A 17,894-nucleotide genomic window follows, 5' to 3' on the forward strand; every position below is an offset into this window, starting at 1 on the left:
TATATTTCAATTGAGTGTAAAAAATATATGTAAACGTAAAAATAATTGGAGGGTATTATGAGTAACGAAAAGAGAAGTAGTTGGAATAGCCGGTTTGGTTATATAATGGCAGCGGCTGGATTTTCCATTGGACTGGGAAATATTTGGAGGTTCCCGTACTTAGTAGGAACAAATGGAGGAGGGGCTTTTGTTTTAATATACATGTTAATTTGTATTTTAATAGGTATACCTCTATTTTATATGGAAGTAACACTAGGTAGAAAGGCTCAAGCCAGCCCAATTGTTGGAATGAGAAAACTTACTAAAAAAGGAAGTCCTTGGGTAAGTTTTGGATGGCTTGGAGTTCTTAGTGCCTATTTCATATTAACTTACTACATCCAAATAATGGGATGGATTGTTGCATATTTACTTAAGATGCTCACAGGAAGTATGAAAGGTTTTACTTCTGAAGAGTATGTTACGTCTTTTAATGATTTAATGCTTAATCCAAAAACGCTAATTTTATTAACATTAATCTGCGTTGTGATAATTGCATTTATATCTGCAAAAGACTTGAGTTCAGGACTTGAAAAAGCTTGTTCAGTTATGATGCCAGCCCTTTTCGTAATGCTTATATTGGTGGTTATAAGATCTTTAACTTTACCAGGGGCTATGGAAGGTGTTAAGTGGTATACAAGAGTTGATTTTTCTATTATTAACGCGAAAACGTTTTTAATAGCTTTAGGTCAATGTTTCTTCTCAGTAGGTATTGCCAGTGGTGGAGCATTTGTATATGGCTCATACTTGAAAAAAGATTCAAATATACCTGCAGATGGACTAATGGTTATAGGATTTGATACGTTGGCGGCATTAATTGCTGGTTTTGCAATATTCCCCGCAGTATTTGCTCTGGGACTTAAACCAGATTCTGGATCCAATTTACTATTCATAACAATGAGTAATGTATTTATGAATATGCCTTTTGGTAGATTATTTGGTGTGTTATTCTTTATGCTAATGTTTTTCGCAGCGCTGTCATCATCGCTGGGATACTTAGAACCTGTTAGCTCTTCATTTTCAGAACTACTAAAAGTTTCAAGAGCTAAAGGTGTATTATATGCATTAACTTCTATTTTTATAGTTGGTCTACTTACCATATTTGGACATAATATATTAGCTGATGTTCAGATAGCTGGAAGAAATTTATTTGACTTTGCAGACTTTCTATCAGGTAATATTTTAATGCCTCTTGGTGCAATTTCTCTAATCCTTTATGTTTTATTTCATTGGAAATTTGATGGATTTAAAAATGATATTGATGAAGGTGCAACCAGCTTTAAAATCCCAATTGCAATGAAGTTTATATCTTATTTGCTTCCTATAGTACTAGTGATAATTTTCATTACTGGTCTATTCTAGACTGATTGTTAAAAAAGTCTACATATTGTAGGCTTTTTTTCTTGTTATAAACAAAAGTATGCTGTAGAATAGAAATTGGATGTAAATATAAAATAAAATTTAGATTAGCATTTTATTAAATTAATGAAAAGAGGTCTTATAATGATATGGAGTAATGATATATTAAACAGACCGCTATTTGAAAATATTTCTACTGAGTCTATAGCAAAACTTTTAAGAACAAATTCTATTATGGAAGATTATGAAACGAATGAAATTGTTTTTAGAAAGGGAGAGGATTTAAATTACTTTTGCATAGTTGTAAAGGGGCTTTTAAAGTCTTCTGAGTTTACAACAAAGGGAAAGGAAATAAGCTCATCTTACTTTTATTATTTAAAAGATATGGGAAGGGACTATGCCTTTGCAATTGATGCGTTTCCATTTTATTTAATTTATCTTGGTCATGGAAAACACACTATGGATACATATGCTGTAAAAAAATCCACTATAATTAAAGTTCCAGTAAGGGAGTTAATGCCCATAGTGGAATCTGATCCAGTCTTCATGAAAAATGTTTTAACATTTGTTTCAAAATTTGCCTACTATAGTCAAGTTATGTTAAAAACCGTTGAGTATAGACGTATAGAGGAAAGGTTAGCCTACTGGATGCTAGAAGTGAATGAGTCGCAAAATAGCATCAGGATACCTTATTCACAGGAAGTTTTAGCGGGAATGTTACATGTTAATAGAAGTACTTTAAATCAAGAGCTTGGTCGGCTTAGAGAAGAGGAACTCATTACTATTTCCAACAAGAGAATAATAATTAAAGATGTAGAGTATTTTAAAAATTTGATTTAATTATTTTACAAAGTGCTAACAGTATATTTACACAAAAGGAACAATGTTATAAAATTCAAATATAATATATCTTAAAGGAGTTTTTATGAGTATTACATTTTTAGATTTTATCAAAGAGATTACTGTCAATACTCCATTACTTATTACGGCAATTTTGACCTGTGCAGTAATTTTTGTAAATGGTTGGACAGATGCACCAAATGCTATTGCTACTATGGTTTCTACTCGTACTATGGATGTGGATAGGGCAATAATAATGGCTGCTATTTGTAACTTTTTTGGAGTTTTAATCATGACTTTTGTCAATGCAAATGTTGCAGAGACACTTTACAACATGGTTGACTTCGGGGATGATGCAAAAATGGCATTGGTAGGATTGTCGGCGGCACTTTTTGCCATAGTTTTGTGGGCTACTGCTGCTTGGTACTTCGGTATACCAACTTCTGAATCGCATGCATTAATTGCGGGGATATCGGGAGCGGCCATAGCAATTCAAAGTTCAATCGATGGTATTAACGGATCTGAATGGATGAAGGTAATCTATGGTTTAGTTATGTCCACTATATTGGGATTTGGACTTGGATACATAGTTGTATCAATCGTTAAGCTATTATTCTGGAAAGTGGATAGGAGAAAAACTCAAAATCTATTTAAAAATGGACAAATTTTTGGTGGAGCTGCCATGGCTTTCATGCACGGAGCACAAGATGGCCAAAAGTTTATGGGGGTTTTCCTTTTGGGAGTATTTTTATCTCAAGGACAAGCTCATGTAGATAGTTTTCATATACCTATATGGTTAATGATATTATGTTCTCTTCTAATGGGGATAGGAACATCTATAGGTGGTAAAAAGATAATAAAATCAGTAGGGATGGACATGGTAAAGATGGAAAAATATGAAGGTTTTTCTGCGGATCTAGGAGCTGCACTATGTTTACTTATGTCATCACTGCTAGGAGTACCAGTAAGTACAACTCATGTTAAGACAACTGCTATAATGGGAGTGGGAGCTTCTAAAGGTATAAGAAATGTAAACTTAGAAGTTGTTAAGGAAATGGTATTAACATGGGTATTGACATTTCCTGGTTGTGGTCTAATTGGTTTTATTATGGCTAAAATATTTATGAATATATTTTAAGGAGAAGTTATGTCTGTTTACAATTATTTTGATGGATTTATTAAAATGTCTGAAAAGGCAAAGGAATGTGCTGATTATTTAAGCAAGTCAATGAACTCTTATGATAAGAATACACTGGAAAAACAAACTGAAGAAATTCATGATATAGAACATAGAAGTGACCTGATTAAACACGAAATCATGGCAAATCTTGTAAAAGAGTTTCTTCCACCAATTGAGAGAGAAGATATTACTAATATTATTCACTATCTTGACAATGTAGTTGATAACATTGAAGATATTCTTGTTAAGATGTATATACTTAACTTAGATTCTGTAACTGATGAAGCTCTTGAATTTAGTAAGCTAATCGTTAGCTGTGTAGATATGCTATCTAAATGTGTAGAGGAGTTTTCTAATTACAAAAAGTCTAAAAAGTTAAAGGAACTTATAGTTGAAGTTAACTCAATTGAAGAAGAAGGGGATAGACTTTATATAAAGACTATGAGAGATCTTTACAAAAATGATAATACTGATTATATAATAAGATGGAGCAAGATATATGGATTAATGGAAAAGTGTCTTGACTCATGCGAAACAGTTGCTGATGAATTAGAAGTTGTAATGCTAAAGAACTTATAATAGGAGAAGATATGAAATTTTTTATTGATACTGCAAATATTGACGAAATAAAGGAAGTGGCATCTTGGGGAATCGTTGATGGAGTAACTACAAATCCATCCCTAATTGCAAAAGAAGGAAGAGTTTTTGAGGATGTTATTAAAGAGATTACAGAAATTGTAGATGGACCTATATCTGCAGAAGTTGTTAGTCTTGAATGTGAAGGTATGCTTGAAGAAGCAAGAGAACTTGCAAAGATTCATAAAAATATCGTAATCAAGTTACCTATGACAAAGGAAGGTATTAAAGCTTGTAAGAAACTTACAGATGAAGGCATAAAGACAAATGTTACTTTAATCTTCTCTGCATCACAAGCGCTTATTGCAGCTAAGGCAGGGGCTACTTATGTAAGTCCATTCCTTGGTAGACTTGATGACATTAGTAGTGACGGAATGATTTTAATAGACGACATAGCACAAATATTTTATAATTATGATATACAAACAGAAATAATTGCAGCTTCTGTTAGACATCCTATTCACTTAGTAGAATGTGCTAAAGCTGGTGCAGATATTGCGACTATTCCTTATAAAGTATTTAATCAAATGTTAAAACACCCATTAACAGATATAGGAATTGAAAAATTCTTAAAAGACTGGGAAAGTGTTAAAAATTTATAAAAATATGAATATCTGCCTAAGGGCGGATATTTATTTTTTCATTAGTAGGAGGAAATTTTGGATTTATCAGTTTTAAATGAAAAAAAATTAGAAGACCTAAAAGTTATTGCAAAGGCTTTAGGAGTTGCTGGAATTTCAAAATATAAGAAGAGCGAACTAATTGAAGAGATTGAAAAGCAAGCAAAGATTAACGATAGAATAAATTCAAAAGATGACAGCGTAGAAATGGAAGATGTATCTGAAGACAGAAATGAAAAGAATTCTGAAAACTCTTCTGGAGAAACTAGAGAGGTTAAAGGTATATTAGATATTTTACCCGATGGATTTGGTTTTTTAAGATCCGACGGATATGACTCTGGAGATGATGATATATATGTACCTCCAGTTCAAGTTAGAAGGTTTAGACTTAAGACGGGAGATTTTGTTGAAGGGCTAACAAGAGAAGTAAGCGACAAGGAAAAATTTTCTCCACTTATCTATGTGAACAAAGTCAATTATGAAACGCCTGAAAATTTGAGAAATAGAAGAAACTTTGAAGACCTGACGCCAATCTACCCTAAAGAGAGATTTGTACTTGAAAATAACAAGGACGACCTTGCAACCAGGGTAATTGATTTAATTTGTCCCATAGGTAAAGGACAAAGGGGCATGATAGTTGCTCCACCTAAAACAGGTAAGACAACTCTACTAAAAAAAGTAGCAAAGGCTTTAAAGAAAAATAATCCCGATATATTTTTAATTGTACTTCTTATAGACGAAAGGCCAGAAGAGGTTACGGATATGAAGAGGTCCGTTGATGGTGAAGTAGTTGCATCCACATTTGATGAGATGCCACAAAACCATACAAGGGTTGCGGAAATTGTTCTTGAAAGGGCAAAGAGGATGGTAGAACATGGCCATGATGTTGTAATTCTTATGGACAGTTTAACTAGACTTTCAAGGGCCTTTAACATAACGAGCCCATACTCTGGAAAGACCCTTTCAGGAGGACTTGACCCAATGGCACTAAACCATCCAAAGAGATTTTTTGGTGCAGCAAGAAACCTAGAAGAGGGAGGCTCTTTAACAATACTTGCCACAGCACTGGTTAATACGGGAAGCAGAATGGACGATGTTATCTTTGAAGAATTTAAGGGAACAGGTAATATGGAAGTTAAGCTTGATAAAAATCTTTCCGAGCTTAGAATATTTCCTGCAATTGATATTGCATCTTCAGGAACGAGAAAGGAAGAACTGCTTTTAAGTGAAGAAGAGCTTGATGCAGTAAGAAAACTTAGGAGATCTCTATCGGAAGATTCAAACCAAATTGTCGTTGATAATTTCTTTGAAATGTTAAGTAATACTAAGAGCAATAAAGATTTTGTTGCTGCCATGAATAAAATTAGCTTTCGCAGTTGAAATGAATAACTTACTGTGATATACTTATTAGGCTAAATGTTTAATTGTGTTGAAAGAGGTGAAATAAATGAAAGAAGGAATTCATCCAGAATATCATAAAGCTACAGTTACATGCACAACTTGTGGCAATACTTTTGAAACAGGATCAACTAAAGGAGATATAAAAGTTGAAGTTTGCTCCAACTGTCATCCATTCTACACAGGCCGTCAAAGAACAGCTGAGCGTGGTGGAAGAGTTGAGAAGTTTAAAGAAAAATACAATATTAAATAGTGTTAAAAGGGCAGACGTATTGTTCTGCCTTTTTGATTTTAATATTGTCCTGTAAACGAAGGTATAAAAATGACATTAAAAGAGATATTAGAAAAGTTTGGTAAAGTTGATGGAAGTTTTGTTATAGAAAATATGATGGGATTAAGTCAGACGGAAATATTTTTTAATCAAAATGAAACTGTACCAAAGGATATTGAAATTAAGATAGATGAAATTTATGAAAATTACTCAAAGGACTACCCTATAAATTATTTAATCGGTAAAAAGAATTTTTATGGAAGGGATTTTTATTTAGAAGATGGAGTTTTGATTCCCAGGTTTGAAACGGAAATTCTAATTGAAAACATACTTAGCCTAGGCGTGGATTTTGAAAACATTTTAGATATAGGCTGCGGCAGTGGCATAATATCCATTACACTTGCCTTAGAAATGCCAAAATCGAAAGTATTAGGAGTTGATATATCGGAGGTGGCACTAGATATATCAAATAGGAATAGAGAGCTTTTAGGGGCAAGAAACTCAGAATTTAAAGAGTCTAATCTTTTTTCTTCCATTGGTGAAGAAAAATTTGACTTAATCGTTTCTAACCCTCCATATATAAACAGAGAAGATATGAAAGCTCTTGATGAAAGGGTAAAAAAAGAGCCAGAGCTTGCACTTTTTGGTGGAGAGGATGGACTTGATTTTTATAAAGCTATTATAGAAAAATCCCATGAACATTTGAATGAAAATGGATACATTGCATTTGAAATAGGATATAATCAGGGAGAGTCTGTTAAAGAGTTATTGAGTAATAATGAATACGGTGATGTTAATTTGATAAAAGATTACAATGGATTTGATAGATGTGTTATAGCAAGGAGTATGATATGATATTTTTACAGCTATTCACTACATTTTTTAAAATAGGTTTATTCAGCTTTGGTGGTGGTTATGCAATGATACCGCTTATAATGCAAGAGGTTGTAACAAACCATGGCTGGATAGAAAAATTGGACTTTATAAACATAATCTCCATATCCCAAATTACTCCAGGGCCTATTGCAATTAACCTTGCCACATTTATAGGCTATAATTTAAATGGGATACTTGGGTCTTTGGCAGCTACAACATCGGTGGTACTTCCATCTATAATACTTGTGAGTTTGATGTATGTGTTTATAAAAAAATTTAGGGACAATGAGTATTTGAATTTATTTTTAGATGGAATTAAAGTTGTTATAATAGGACTTATAGGCGCAGGGTTTCTTTCCCTAGCAAGCGAAGGGCTAACATCAATAGTTGGAATTATAGTATTCATTTTATCCTTTTATGCAGTGGGCATAAAAAAGATAAATCCAATTCCTGTTATACTTGTGGCGGGAGTCATTGGAATATTCACTAATTAGGAGGTATTTTGTTTTACTTTGATTTATTCAAAACTTTTTTTATGATAGGTGCCTTTACAATTGGTGGAGGAGTTGCAATGATACCTATTATAGAAAGAGAAGTAGTCGATAATAAAAAATGGTTAAATGATGAAGAGTTTATGGAAGCTCTAATGGTGGCACAGGGGATGCCAGGAGTTTTAGCTGTAAACATGTCCATATACATAGGACTTAAGATTAAAGGTGTAAAGGGAGCGTTCTTCTGTTCTCTAGGCGCAGTGCTTCCATCATTTATAATGATTACGGTAATAGCACACTTTTATAAGGTGGTTGGCAGTCTCGACATTGCTCAAAAGATTTTCAAAGGTGCAATCCCTGCAGTTGCAGCAGTTATTGCCGCATCTGTATATAGCCTTGGAAAGAAGTCGGGATTTAAAATAGTAGAATTTTTAGTAGCCATTGCCATAGCTATATCGGTGGAACTATTTAATATAAGTCCAATAGTACTAATACTTAGTTTTGGAGTTTGCAATATTATTTATAAAAAGTTTATAAGAAAAAACGACGAGGTGTTTTAGATGTTTGAAAACTTAGATGCAGTAGAAGAAAAATATAAAAAACTTGAATTTGAAATAGCCGATCCCGAAGTAATGAAGGATATGGATCATTGGCAAAAGTTAATAAAGGAACATGCGGATTTAAAACCGATTGTTGAAAAATATGATGAGCTTAAAAATGCAAAGGAGACCATGGAAGAAGACAAGGAACTTTTAAATGAAGACCTTGACGATGAAATGAGAGAGCTTCTAAAAGAGGAAGTTTCAAAGCTTGAAAAAGATATTGAAACTTTTGAAGATGAACTTAAAATTCTTTTACTACCTAAAGATCCAAATGACAACAAGAACGTGTTCTTAGAAATCAGAGCTGGGGCTGGTGGAGACGAAGCCGGGCTCTTTGCTGGAGAGCTTTTAAGAATGTATAAGATGTTTGCAGACTCAATGAACTGGAAGACAGAGATAATGGAAATTTCAGAGCAGGGAGTAGGTGGAATTAAAGAAGCCGTTGTTATGATAACAGGAGAAGGTGCTTACTCAAAGTTAAAATATGAATCTGGAGTTCACAGAGTTCAAAGGGTTCCCGAAACAGAATCCGGTGGTAGAATTCATACTTCTGCTGCAACAGTTGCAGTTCTTCCAGAGGCGGATGACGTTGATGTTAAAATCGACCAAAATGATTTAAGGGTTGACGTGTTTAGATCTTCAGGTAATGGTGGACAATCTGTAAATACTACAGACTCTGCCGTAAGAATTACACATATTCCTACAGGCATTGTAGTTTCTTGTCAAGATGAGAAGTCACAGCTTAAAAATAAAGATAAGGCAATGAAGATATTAAAGTCACGTCTATATGACAAGATGTTGGAAGAACAAAATAAAGACATTGCCGATGCGAGAAAGTCTCAAGTTGGTTCAGGAGACAGATCTGAAAGAATAAGAACATATAACTTCCCTCAAGGAAGGGTTACTGATCATAGAATAAATATGACAATTTATCAACTTCAAGATTTTCTAGACGGAGAGATTGGAGAGATGATTGACGCACTTATAACCTATGATCAAACTGAAAAATTAAAATTAGTTGGGTAGCTTTTAGCTATCCTTTTTTATGGCAAAATATGTAATTTCATATGGTATAATTTAGTAGGTGAACTATGAAGAATAAAGAGATTTTAGATATTTCAAATGATAAAAAAGCATATAATGGAGCTAAAAACATAGAAAAAGTACTTGAACTTTTAGGAAATCCTCAAGATGAATTAAATATAATTCATGTTGCAGGAACAAATGGCAAGGGATCTGTTTGTAATTTTATATCCAATGCCCTGGAAGAAAATGGATACAAGGTTGGACTATATACTTCTCCTGCAATCTTTTCAAATAGTGATAGGTTTCAAATAAACCACAATAACATAGATGATAAAAGACTTCTAAGGTACTACGATGATATAAAGAGCTTGGCAAAAGAAAATAACATTACCATTCATGAGTTTGACATTGCAACCATAATTGCATTTTTGTATTTTTATGAAGAAGAATGTGACTTTGCAGTGATTGAAGTTGGAATTGGTGGACGTGTTGACTCTACCAATGTAATAAAAAAATCTGTAGCTTCAGTTATTTTAAAAATAGGAATGGACCATATGGAACTTCTAGGCAATAGCTTAGAAGAGATTGCATATGAAAAAGCGGGTATAATAAAAGAGTCGGGCGTTGTGGTTTATTATCCACAAGAAATAGAAGTAAATAAAGTTATTGAAAAAGAGGCTAGTATTAAAAATGCAAAAGTTATAGTCCCTGACTTTGAAAATATAAAAGACTATGAAATTTCGAGAGACTCTCATAGATTTAGCTATGATGGATATGAGTTTAAATTAAACCTACATTCAGAGGTACAGAGATATAATGCGGTGGTCGCTTTCGAAGTTTTAAAGGAATTAAAGATAAGTTTTAATATCTCTTTGGAGCGTGCCATTAAAGGCATTAATAAGACCACTGTGTCGGGACGATACGAAATAGTAAATAGAGACCCAATAGTTATTATTGACGGAAGTCATAATCCACAGGCGGTAAAGTCTTTAAGAGATACTTTATTAAAGGACTTTCCAGATAGTGAATTTGTGTTTGTTGTTGGATTTTATAAGGACAAGGACTATAGAGAGCTTCTAGATATAAATAGTGATATTGCTTATGGAATAATCTGTTGTGACAGTGGAAGTGAAAGGTCCCTGCCATCACATAAGCTTTCTAATGTGGCAAGGGAGTTTTCAGATAGAGTTTACGATATGAAAACCGTTGAAAAGGCGCTAGACTTTGCGAAAAATAAATTTAGTGACAAGATTATTGTAGTATATGGATCATTTTCTTTAGTATCGAAAGGGGTCAAATATTTTAAAGGAGTAACAAATGACGATTAATTATAAAGATATTTTTTCAAATGTTGACGTAGGAGAAGTGCTTTATGACGAGCCTATGAAAAATCACACCACATTTAAAATAGGAGGACCATGTGATGTCCTTGTAATGCCAAATACAATAGAGCAAATACTAAATGTTTTAAATCTTGTTAAAGAAAATGATTTGGCATATATGATAATTGGAAATGGGAGTAATTTATTAGTTTCAGACCAAGGTATTAGAAAGGTTATTGTAAAGTTACATAAGAACTTTTCTAAAATAACTTTAGAGGAAAATAAAATAACTTCACAGGCAGGGGCAACGTTAAAAGAGATTGCAGACTTTGCCCTTGAAAATAAACTTCAAGGTTTTGAATTTGCATCTGGAATTCCGGGAGACCTTGGGGGAGCTGTGACGATGAATGCAGGAGCCTATGGCGGTGAGATGAAGGATGTGCTTGAAAGTGTAAAAGTCATCGACAAAGACTTAAATGTGATAGACATTGATGCTAAGGATATGAACCTTAGATATAGAAACTCAAGGGTACAAGACGAAGGGCTAATCGTTCTTGAAGCTGTAATAAACCTTAGTGAAGGGGATTACGATAAAATTAAAGAATATCAAGATGAATTGACTTTTAAAAGAGAGTCAAAGCAACCACTTGAATTTCCATCTGCTGGCTCCACATTTAAGAGACCTGAAGGCTATTATGCAGGTAAATTAATTGACGACTGTGGCCTTAGGGGATACAGATATAAAGACGCCATGGTTAGCGAAAAGCATTGTGGATTTGTTATAAATGCAGGAGATGCAAACTGTGAACAGGTACTATATGTGATTAACCATGTTAAAGAAGTTGTTTTTGAAAAGTTCGGTGTAAATTTAGAACCGGAGGTTAGAATTATTGGAGAATTTAAGAAGTAAAGTAATTGCAGACTACCATACTCATACCATATATAGTAAAAATAATCATGGAAAGGGAACCATAAGAGAAAATGTTGAAGCCGCAATAGACGCTGGACTAAAGGAAATTTATATTACAGACCATGGTCCAGGGCATTATCTTTATGGAATAAAAAAAGATTTAATCAAGACCGCAAGGGAAGAAGTGGATAGACTTAAAGAAGAGTATAGTGACAGAATAGACATCTTTCTTGGAGTTGAGGCAAATGTGGTAGGATATGACGGAACTTATGATATTCCCGAGGATTATGAAAAATATTTTGATATTATAAATTTAGGATTTCACAATGGAGTCGTGTTTAAAGATTTTTATAGTTACGTCCACTATCGCTTTATAAATAATATTAAGTTTTCAAAAAAGATAAGAGATTATGTAACTAAGAAAAATACAGAAGCACTAATAAAGATAATTGAGAAAGAAAATATCTTTACTATTACACATCCAGGGGACAAGGTTCCAGTGGACATAGAGATGTTAGCAAAGGCATGTGAAAAAACTGGCACTGCCCTTGAAATAAACTCTTCACATAAGAATCTTACAGTGGAACAGTTAAATCTTATTAAGGACTACGACATAAACTTTACACTTGGTTCCGATGCCCATAGACCGCAATATGTGGGCAATTTAAAATCTGCCCTGGAAAGGATGGAAAAAGCAGGAATAGATAGTTCAAGAGTGTTAAACTTCAAAAGGAGAAATGATCAATGAAAGTAGTCATTGTAACAGGAATGTCTGGAGCAGGTAAAACTGCTGCGTTAAATGCCTTGGAAGATATGGGATACTATGCAGTGGACAATCTTCCACCGGATTTAATAAAAGACTTTATCAAACTCTTAAGTAACAACAAATCGAATATAACAAAGACTGCCATAGTGGTTGATATTAGGAGTGGCGTTTTGTTTAGCAAGCTATATGAAGAAGTTTTACTTCTAAAAAATGCGGGAGAGGACATTAGCATTTTGTTCTTAGATGCAAGGGATGAGATTTTAGTTAGAAGATTTAAACAATTACGAAGGCCTCATCCACTGGGAAACACTGGAAACATCCTTTCAGAAATAGCTGAAGAGAGAGATAGATTAAAACAGTTAAAGGACAATGCCACTCATATTATTGATACCTCAACCCTTACACTAGGAGAACTAAAGAGTAGAATACTATCTTTTTATGGCAGTGAGATTTTAAAAAATGAAAATATAAATATAACGATTATGTCATTTGGATTTAAAAATGGAACATTACTTGACGCCGACTTAGTATTTGACGTTAGATTTATTCCAAATCCATACTATGTAGATGAACTCAAAGAAAAGACCGGGGAAGACGAAGACGTTAGAGAATTTGTTTTTAAATACGATAGAACTAATATCTTCTTGGACAAAGTTAAGGACTTAGTTAATTATCTACTTCCATTTTACAAGGAAGAAGGAAAGTCCAATCTTGTAATTGGAATAGGTTGTACCGGTGGAAGACATAGATCGGTGGCCATAGCAAATGAACTTGGAAGGCAATTTGAAGAAAAAGGAGAAACTGTCTATGTATCCCATAGGGATTCTAGATATTGGTAAATATGAAAATAGTAACTATTGGTGGAGGGACGGGAAACTCCACAATTTTAAAAGGATTAAAAAAAATAACAAAAGATATTGTGACCATAGTAACCGTTGCTGACGATGGTGGAGGCTCGGGAGTTCTTAGAAAGGACATGGGGATTCTGCCTCCTGGTGACATTAGAGCATGCTTAATTGCTCTGGCAAATGCAGAGCCACAGATGAAAGAGCTAATGGATTATAGATTTAAAGAGGGAGGACTAAAGGGACAATCCTTTGGGAATTTATTTATAGCAGCTATGGTAGACATTTATGGCGACTTTGACAAAGCCATAAAGGAAGCGTCAAATGTACTTGCCATAACTGGAAAAGTTCTTCCAATGACCTTGGAAGATGTAACTCTTTATGCTCAAATGAGTGACGGCACAACCATCAAGGGAGAATCGAATATAGGAAACTCTACAAAGGATAAAGATGTTTCCATAGAGAGGGTCTACCTAAAGCCCGATGGACCAAAGCCTATGGAGGAAGCAGTAGATGAAATTTTAACTGCGGATATAATTCTAATTGGCCCAGGAAGTCTATACACTTCCATTATGCCAAACCTACTTGTAAAAGATATTGCAAGGGCGTTAAAGGAAACAAAGGCTACAGTGTACTATGTGTGCAACTTAATGACTCAATATGGAGAGACAAAAGATTATTCTGTTTCAGATCATGTTAAAGCTATCAATTCACATATGGGTTATTCGGTAATCGACAAAATAATAGTGAACAAGGAACAAATTCCAGACAATGCCTTGAAGAGATATAAGAGCACGCCAGTATACCTACGGGATGAAGATAGAGAGTTTTTAAAGGACTATGAAATTGTAGAACTGGAATGTTTTAATGACTATAAAGACAAGGTTCGCCACGACTACAATCGAATAGGAAAATATTTAATAGAAGAATACGAAAAAAGGGATTATTAATTTAGTCCTTTTTTTAGTATATATTTGTTTAACCAAAAATTGGGGGGGGTATATTATAAATACAAAGAAAGATAAATTGATATACATGGGGGTGCAAAATGAAAAAGAAAAATATAATTATATTACTTTTAGTTTTAGTGATAGCTGCAGCAATTTATTATTTTGCTGGACAAAACAAAAATGATTCTATGGAAAGCAGTAGAATTTCTGAAATTACTTCCCTAGAAGAAAATTCTGAAGAGAGATATTTAAAGGCAAAGGAAGTGACTAAAGCTATTCCTGATTTTAAAGTTGATGAAGAAAAGGATAATCTTAATGAAATAGAAGAAGAACTTAAGTCGCAGTACGAGGGCAAAGAGATAAAAATAGGTTATAGAACTTTAAAGGAAGATATTTCCATACCAACGGAAAAAAGTGGAGGCATAAATATAACCATGTACTCTGAAGTGATTGTACTCGAAAATATTACCGACAATGAAGTTTCCATAGTGGACCCTGGCTGCCAATACATCTATGGAGAAAGTCCATTTATAGAATTTAGAAATGGTGGATTTAATATAAATGAACAAAGCGACAAGAGTTTTAGAGCTTCCGCTACTGGTGAATTTATTTTTGACAAATCCGTAGGCAAGGTGTTTGGAGAAGACTCTTCGGGCGACAATTCAAAATCAAATGTAATGACAATTGCAAAAGTTTTTAAGTTAGATTAATTAAATATGAAAGTGAAGACGGCGATAACCAGGCGCCGTTTTTTATTTTGAAAATTTTCAAGAAAATGGTTTAGAAAATAAAAAGAGGGTAATATATCTATGTAGATAATATCTAACTAGATATAATTCCTCGGGAGGCGATTATGATTAAAACAGAAATGAAGATTCTAATTGGACTTCATAGAAATATAAATGATATAGATAAAAAGACATTAAAGATTGCTACGGAACATGGCTTGACCCTTAGTCAGTTTATGGTTTTAGAAGCTCTTTATAGCAAGGGAGATATGAGCGTTGGAGAAGTTAGAGAAAAAATTCTAAGCAGCGTTGGAACCATATCTGTAATAGTTAACAATTTAGTTAAGATGAATTATATTGAAAGGCTTCCCGATGAAAGGGACAGACGTGTATGCATATTAAGTTTAACTAAAGAGGGAAGGGATGTCATAAGCAAAGTTGTTCCTAAAAATGAAGCCATGATAGTGGATAGTATGAAGGTTTTGACAACGGAAGAAAAAGAAGAACTTTTATATCTTTTGAAAAAGATGGGAGGAAGATTAGATGACTAGAAGAGTTAAGACAAAAGTCAAAGGATTTAATACGAGAGACGGAGCTGGTGTAAACTTAGTAAGAGTTTTAGGAAGGGACACTGCAAAGGAGTTTGATCCAATTTTAATGCTTGACTCATTTGATAGCACAAACCCTGAAGATTACAGGGCAGGCTTTCCAATGCATCCTCATAGAGGGATTGAAACCATAAGTTATTTATCTAGAGGAAACATGGTTCATAGAGACAGCCTTGGCAATGAAGAGGCAATTACCGATGGAGAAGTGCAATGGATGAACTCTGGCTCTGGTATTATGCACGAAGAGATGATTCCGGATTCAGAAAGGCTTTTAGGTGTACAGATGTGGCTAAACCTACCATCAAAGGAAAAGATGAGTAAGCCAAGTTATAACAGCATTAAAAAAAGTGAAATAAAAGAGATTGATATTGAAGGTGGAAAAATTAGACTTATAGCAGGAAGTTACAAGGGCCACCAAGGATACAAGGGAGACCATCTTCCATTAAATTACTATGATATTCACCTAGAACCTAATGCTGAATTTACAATTGATACAAAGGAAGATGACTCCGTTATGGTATTTACTTTATTAGGTGATATCAATATTGGTGATGAATTTATAGAAGAAAAAACAGCTGTTAAATTAACAGATGGCGACAGTCTTACAATTAAGAACGGTGACAAAAAATCCCAAGTGCTATATATTAATTCAAGGGCACTAAATGAACCTATTTCATGGGGCGGACCAATTGTAATGAACACACCAAGAGAAATGCAAATGGCATATTTAGAACTTAGAAATGGAACTTTTATAAAGGAAAAAGTAGATTATTAAATAAATTATAAAATATTAGGAGGCAGAAATGAGCATTATTAAATCATTAGAAAAGAGAAGAACATATTACAACATTAACAAGGACTTACCAGTTTCTGAAAGTGAAATTGAAGAAAAGATTAAAGAAGTTACAGAGCTTGTGCCAGATGCGTTTAATATGAAAAGCGCAAGAGCAGTTGTTTTATTTGGTGAAGAGCATGATAAACTTTGGGATGAAATCTATAATGTATTTGAAGGTAAAGTTTCAAGAGAAAAGATAGATTCATTTAAAGCGGGAGCTGGAACAGTTTTATACTTGTATGATGAAAATACTGTTAAAAAAATGCAAGAAGAATTCAGCACCTATGCTGACAATTTTCCAGTTTGGGCAAACCAAGCAAATGGAATGTTACAAATTTCAGTTTGGTCAATGCTAAAGGAATTAAATGTAGGAGCGTCCCTACAACATTACAATCCAGTAATTGATGAAAAGGTGAAGGAATTGTTTGATATACCAAAGGAATATAAACTGCTTGCTCAAATGCCATTTGGTGGAATTGTAAGTGAACCTGAAGCAAAGGAAAAAGAAAATATAGACGAGAGAGTAAAAGTTATAAAATAAATTTAAAGGCATAACATGGTTGAAATGTTATGCTTTTTAATTTTAAATTCAATAGCAAATTATAACGTCTCAATAATTTTTTTAAATTTTAGAAAAGGGGTATAATAAAGATATCTTATGAAAAAGAAAATATTTTAAAAATGTTAAGGAGAATTTTATGAAGTGGCAAGGTAGAAGGCAATCTAAAAATATTAGCAATGCAGGAAGAGGAGGCGGAGGCCGAGGCGTAGCAATTGGTGGTGGAGGATTAATCCTTGCACTACTGGTATACCTTTTGACAGGGGACCCACAGGCTGCCTTGGACACAGCTGCACAAGGTGGTAACTCTAATCAACCACAAAATCAGCAAGAATATAAATTAAGTCCTGAAGAACAACAGCTTTATGATTATTCAGCGGTGGTGCTTGCAGATACTGAAGATGCATGGGAAGAGATATTAGGTGAAGAAGGTATTGATTATAGACCTGCACAGATGAAGGTGTTTAAAGATTCCATAAGGTCTGGATGTGGTCTTGCAAGTTCAAGAACAGGTCCCTTCTATTGTTCAAGAGACAACGCTCTTTACATGGATTTATCTTTTTATGATGAACTAATAAACAGGTTTGGAGCGAAAGATGGAGACTTTGTTTTATCATATGTAATAAGCCATGAGATAGGCCACCACGTTCAAAACGTAACGGGGATAATGAGTCAGTATCAAAAGCAAATGGCTAAGTTATCCAAGGAAGATCAAAACGCCCTTACGGTAAGACTAGAGCTACAGGCGGACTACTTGGCAGGAGTCGTTGCAAGGTATCAAGAAGACAAGGGTTATCTAGACCCAGGCGACCTTGAGGAAGCAATTTCCACAGCTTGGGTAATTGGTGATGACACCATTCAAAAGAGGGCCACTGGAGAAGTTAGACCGGAGTCACACACCCATGGCACCAGTGAACAAAGGGCAAAATGGTATAAAAAAGGATATGACAAAGGAGATTTATCTGGATGGGATACATTTAGTCTTGATAGCTCAGAACTTTAATTAAAGTATAAAGACGAGGGTTTCCTTGTCTTT

The 17,894-nt window shown here is 34.1% G+C and carries 21 protein-coding genes; all 21 read left to right on the plus strand.

The window, feature by feature from the left end; genetic code table 11:
- Positions 1-57: 57 nt before the first annotated feature.
- The 21 genes from L6651_RS00695 (at position 58) to ypfJ (ending at position 17,861) form a co-directional block, all read left to right on the plus strand.
- Entirely contained in the window at positions 58-1,398 is a 1,341-nt protein-coding gene (locus L6651_RS00695; protein ID WP_237036137.1) for a sodium-dependent transporter, read from the plus strand.
- Positions 1,399-1,539: 141 nt separating this feature from the next.
- The gene (locus tag L6651_RS00700; protein WP_237036138.1) at positions 1,540-2,235 is read left to right on the plus strand and encodes a Crp/Fnr family transcriptional regulator; all 696 of its coding nucleotides are present in this window, start codon (positions 1,540-1,542) and stop codon (positions 2,233-2,235) included.
- 85 nt (positions 2,236-2,320) lie between these two features.
- Positions 2,321-3,373 (plus strand): inorganic phosphate transporter, encoded by a 1,053-nt coding sequence (locus tag L6651_RS00705; protein ID WP_237036139.1) that lies wholly within the window; start codon positions 2,321-2,323, stop codon positions 3,371-3,373.
- Positions 3,374-3,382: 9 nt separating this feature from the next.
- Positions 3,383-3,994: a DUF47 domain-containing protein gene (locus L6651_RS00710; RefSeq protein ID WP_237036140.1), complete on the plus strand. Its 612-nt coding sequence runs from the start codon at positions 3,383-3,385 to the stop codon at positions 3,992-3,994.
- Positions 3,995-4,005: 11 nt separating this feature from the next.
- On the plus strand, positions 4,006-4,653 hold the full coding sequence (gene fsa / locus L6651_RS00715) for a fructose-6-phosphate aldolase (RefSeq protein ID WP_237036141.1): 648 nt from the start codon (positions 4,006-4,008) through the stop codon (positions 4,651-4,653).
- Positions 4,654-4,710: 57 nt separating this feature from the next.
- Entirely contained in the window at positions 4,711-6,051 is a 1,341-nt protein-coding gene (gene rho / locus L6651_RS00720; protein WP_237036142.1) for a transcription termination factor Rho, read from the plus strand.
- 67 nt (positions 6,052-6,118) lie between these two features.
- On the plus strand, positions 6,119-6,322 hold the full coding sequence (gene rpmE / locus L6651_RS00725; RefSeq protein WP_237036143.1) for a 50S ribosomal protein L31: 204 nt from the start codon (positions 6,119-6,121) through the stop codon (positions 6,320-6,322).
- 69 nt (positions 6,323-6,391) lie between these two features.
- On the plus strand, positions 6,392-7,195 hold the full coding sequence (gene prmC, locus L6651_RS00730; RefSeq protein WP_237036144.1) for a peptide chain release factor N(5)-glutamine methyltransferase: 804 nt from the start codon (positions 6,392-6,394) through the stop codon (positions 7,193-7,195).
- A complete protein-coding gene (locus tag L6651_RS00735; protein WP_237036145.1) occupies positions 7,192-7,710 on the plus strand; it encodes a chromate transporter in 519 nt (172 codons plus the stop codon). Before prmC ends, L6651_RS00735 begins: the two co-directional genes overlap by 4 nt.
- Before the next feature lie 8 nt (positions 7,711-7,718).
- The gene (locus tag L6651_RS00740) at positions 7,719-8,267 is read left to right on the plus strand and encodes a chromate transporter (protein WP_237036146.1); all 549 of its coding nucleotides are present in this window, start codon (positions 7,719-7,721) and stop codon (positions 8,265-8,267) included.
- The gene (gene prfA, locus L6651_RS00745) at positions 8,268-9,335 is read left to right on the plus strand and encodes a peptide chain release factor 1 (protein ID WP_237036147.1); all 1,068 of its coding nucleotides are present in this window, start codon (positions 8,268-8,270) and stop codon (positions 9,333-9,335) included.
- A gap of 65 nt (positions 9,336-9,400) precedes the next feature.
- Positions 9,401-10,663 (plus strand): bifunctional folylpolyglutamate synthase/dihydrofolate synthase, encoded by a 1,263-nt coding sequence (locus tag L6651_RS00750; RefSeq protein ID WP_237036148.1) that lies wholly within the window; start codon positions 9,401-9,403, stop codon positions 10,661-10,663.
- A complete protein-coding gene (murB, locus tag L6651_RS00755; protein ID WP_237036149.1) occupies positions 10,653-11,567 on the plus strand; it encodes a UDP-N-acetylmuramate dehydrogenase in 915 nt (304 codons plus the stop codon). Before L6651_RS00750 ends, murB begins: the two co-directional genes overlap by 11 nt.
- Positions 11,548-12,315 (plus strand): PHP domain-containing protein, encoded by a 768-nt coding sequence (locus tag L6651_RS00760; RefSeq protein WP_237036150.1) that lies wholly within the window; start codon positions 11,548-11,550, stop codon positions 12,313-12,315. The genes murB and L6651_RS00760 overlap by 20 nt, the downstream gene beginning before the upstream one ends.
- Complete coding sequence (gene rapZ, locus L6651_RS00765; RefSeq protein WP_237036151.1) at positions 12,312-13,172, plus strand: RNase adapter RapZ; 861 nt, start codon at positions 12,312-12,314, stop codon at positions 13,170-13,172. The genes L6651_RS00760 and rapZ overlap by 4 nt, the downstream gene beginning before the upstream one ends.
- A gap of 2 nt (positions 13,173-13,174) precedes the next feature.
- Positions 13,175-14,128, plus strand: coding sequence for a gluconeogenesis factor YvcK family protein (locus L6651_RS00770; protein WP_255784601.1), 954 nt, complete (start codon positions 13,175-13,177; stop codon positions 14,126-14,128).
- Positions 14,129-14,226: 98 nt separating this feature from the next.
- The gene (locus L6651_RS00775) at positions 14,227-14,838 is read left to right on the plus strand and encodes a hypothetical protein (protein ID WP_237036152.1); all 612 of its coding nucleotides are present in this window, start codon (positions 14,227-14,229) and stop codon (positions 14,836-14,838) included.
- Between the two features lie 143 nt (positions 14,839-14,981).
- On the plus strand, positions 14,982-15,407 hold the full coding sequence (locus tag L6651_RS00780; RefSeq protein ID WP_237036153.1) for a MarR family winged helix-turn-helix transcriptional regulator: 426 nt from the start codon (positions 14,982-14,984) through the stop codon (positions 15,405-15,407).
- Positions 15,400-16,239, plus strand: a complete 840-nt coding sequence (locus L6651_RS00785) for a pirin family protein (protein WP_237036154.1) — start codon at positions 15,400-15,402, stop codon at positions 16,237-16,239. Before L6651_RS00780 ends, L6651_RS00785 begins: the two co-directional genes overlap by 8 nt.
- A gap of 28 nt (positions 16,240-16,267) precedes the next feature.
- Positions 16,268-16,840 carry a nitroreductase family protein gene (locus L6651_RS00790; protein WP_237036155.1) on the plus strand — a complete coding sequence of 191 codons (573 nt, stop codon included), beginning with the start codon at positions 16,268-16,270 and terminating at the stop codon, positions 16,838-16,840.
- Positions 16,841-16,997: 157 nt separating this feature from the next.
- Complete coding sequence (gene ypfJ / locus L6651_RS00795) at positions 16,998-17,861, plus strand: KPN_02809 family neutral zinc metallopeptidase (protein WP_237036156.1); 864 nt, start codon at positions 16,998-17,000, stop codon at positions 17,859-17,861.
- The last annotated feature ends 33 nt before the right edge of the window (positions 17,862-17,894 follow it).

The organism is Mediannikoviicoccus vaginalis (assembly GCF_928097925.1).
GTDB lineage: Bacteria > Bacillota > Clostridia > Tissierellales > Peptoniphilaceae > Mediannikoviicoccus > Mediannikoviicoccus vaginalis.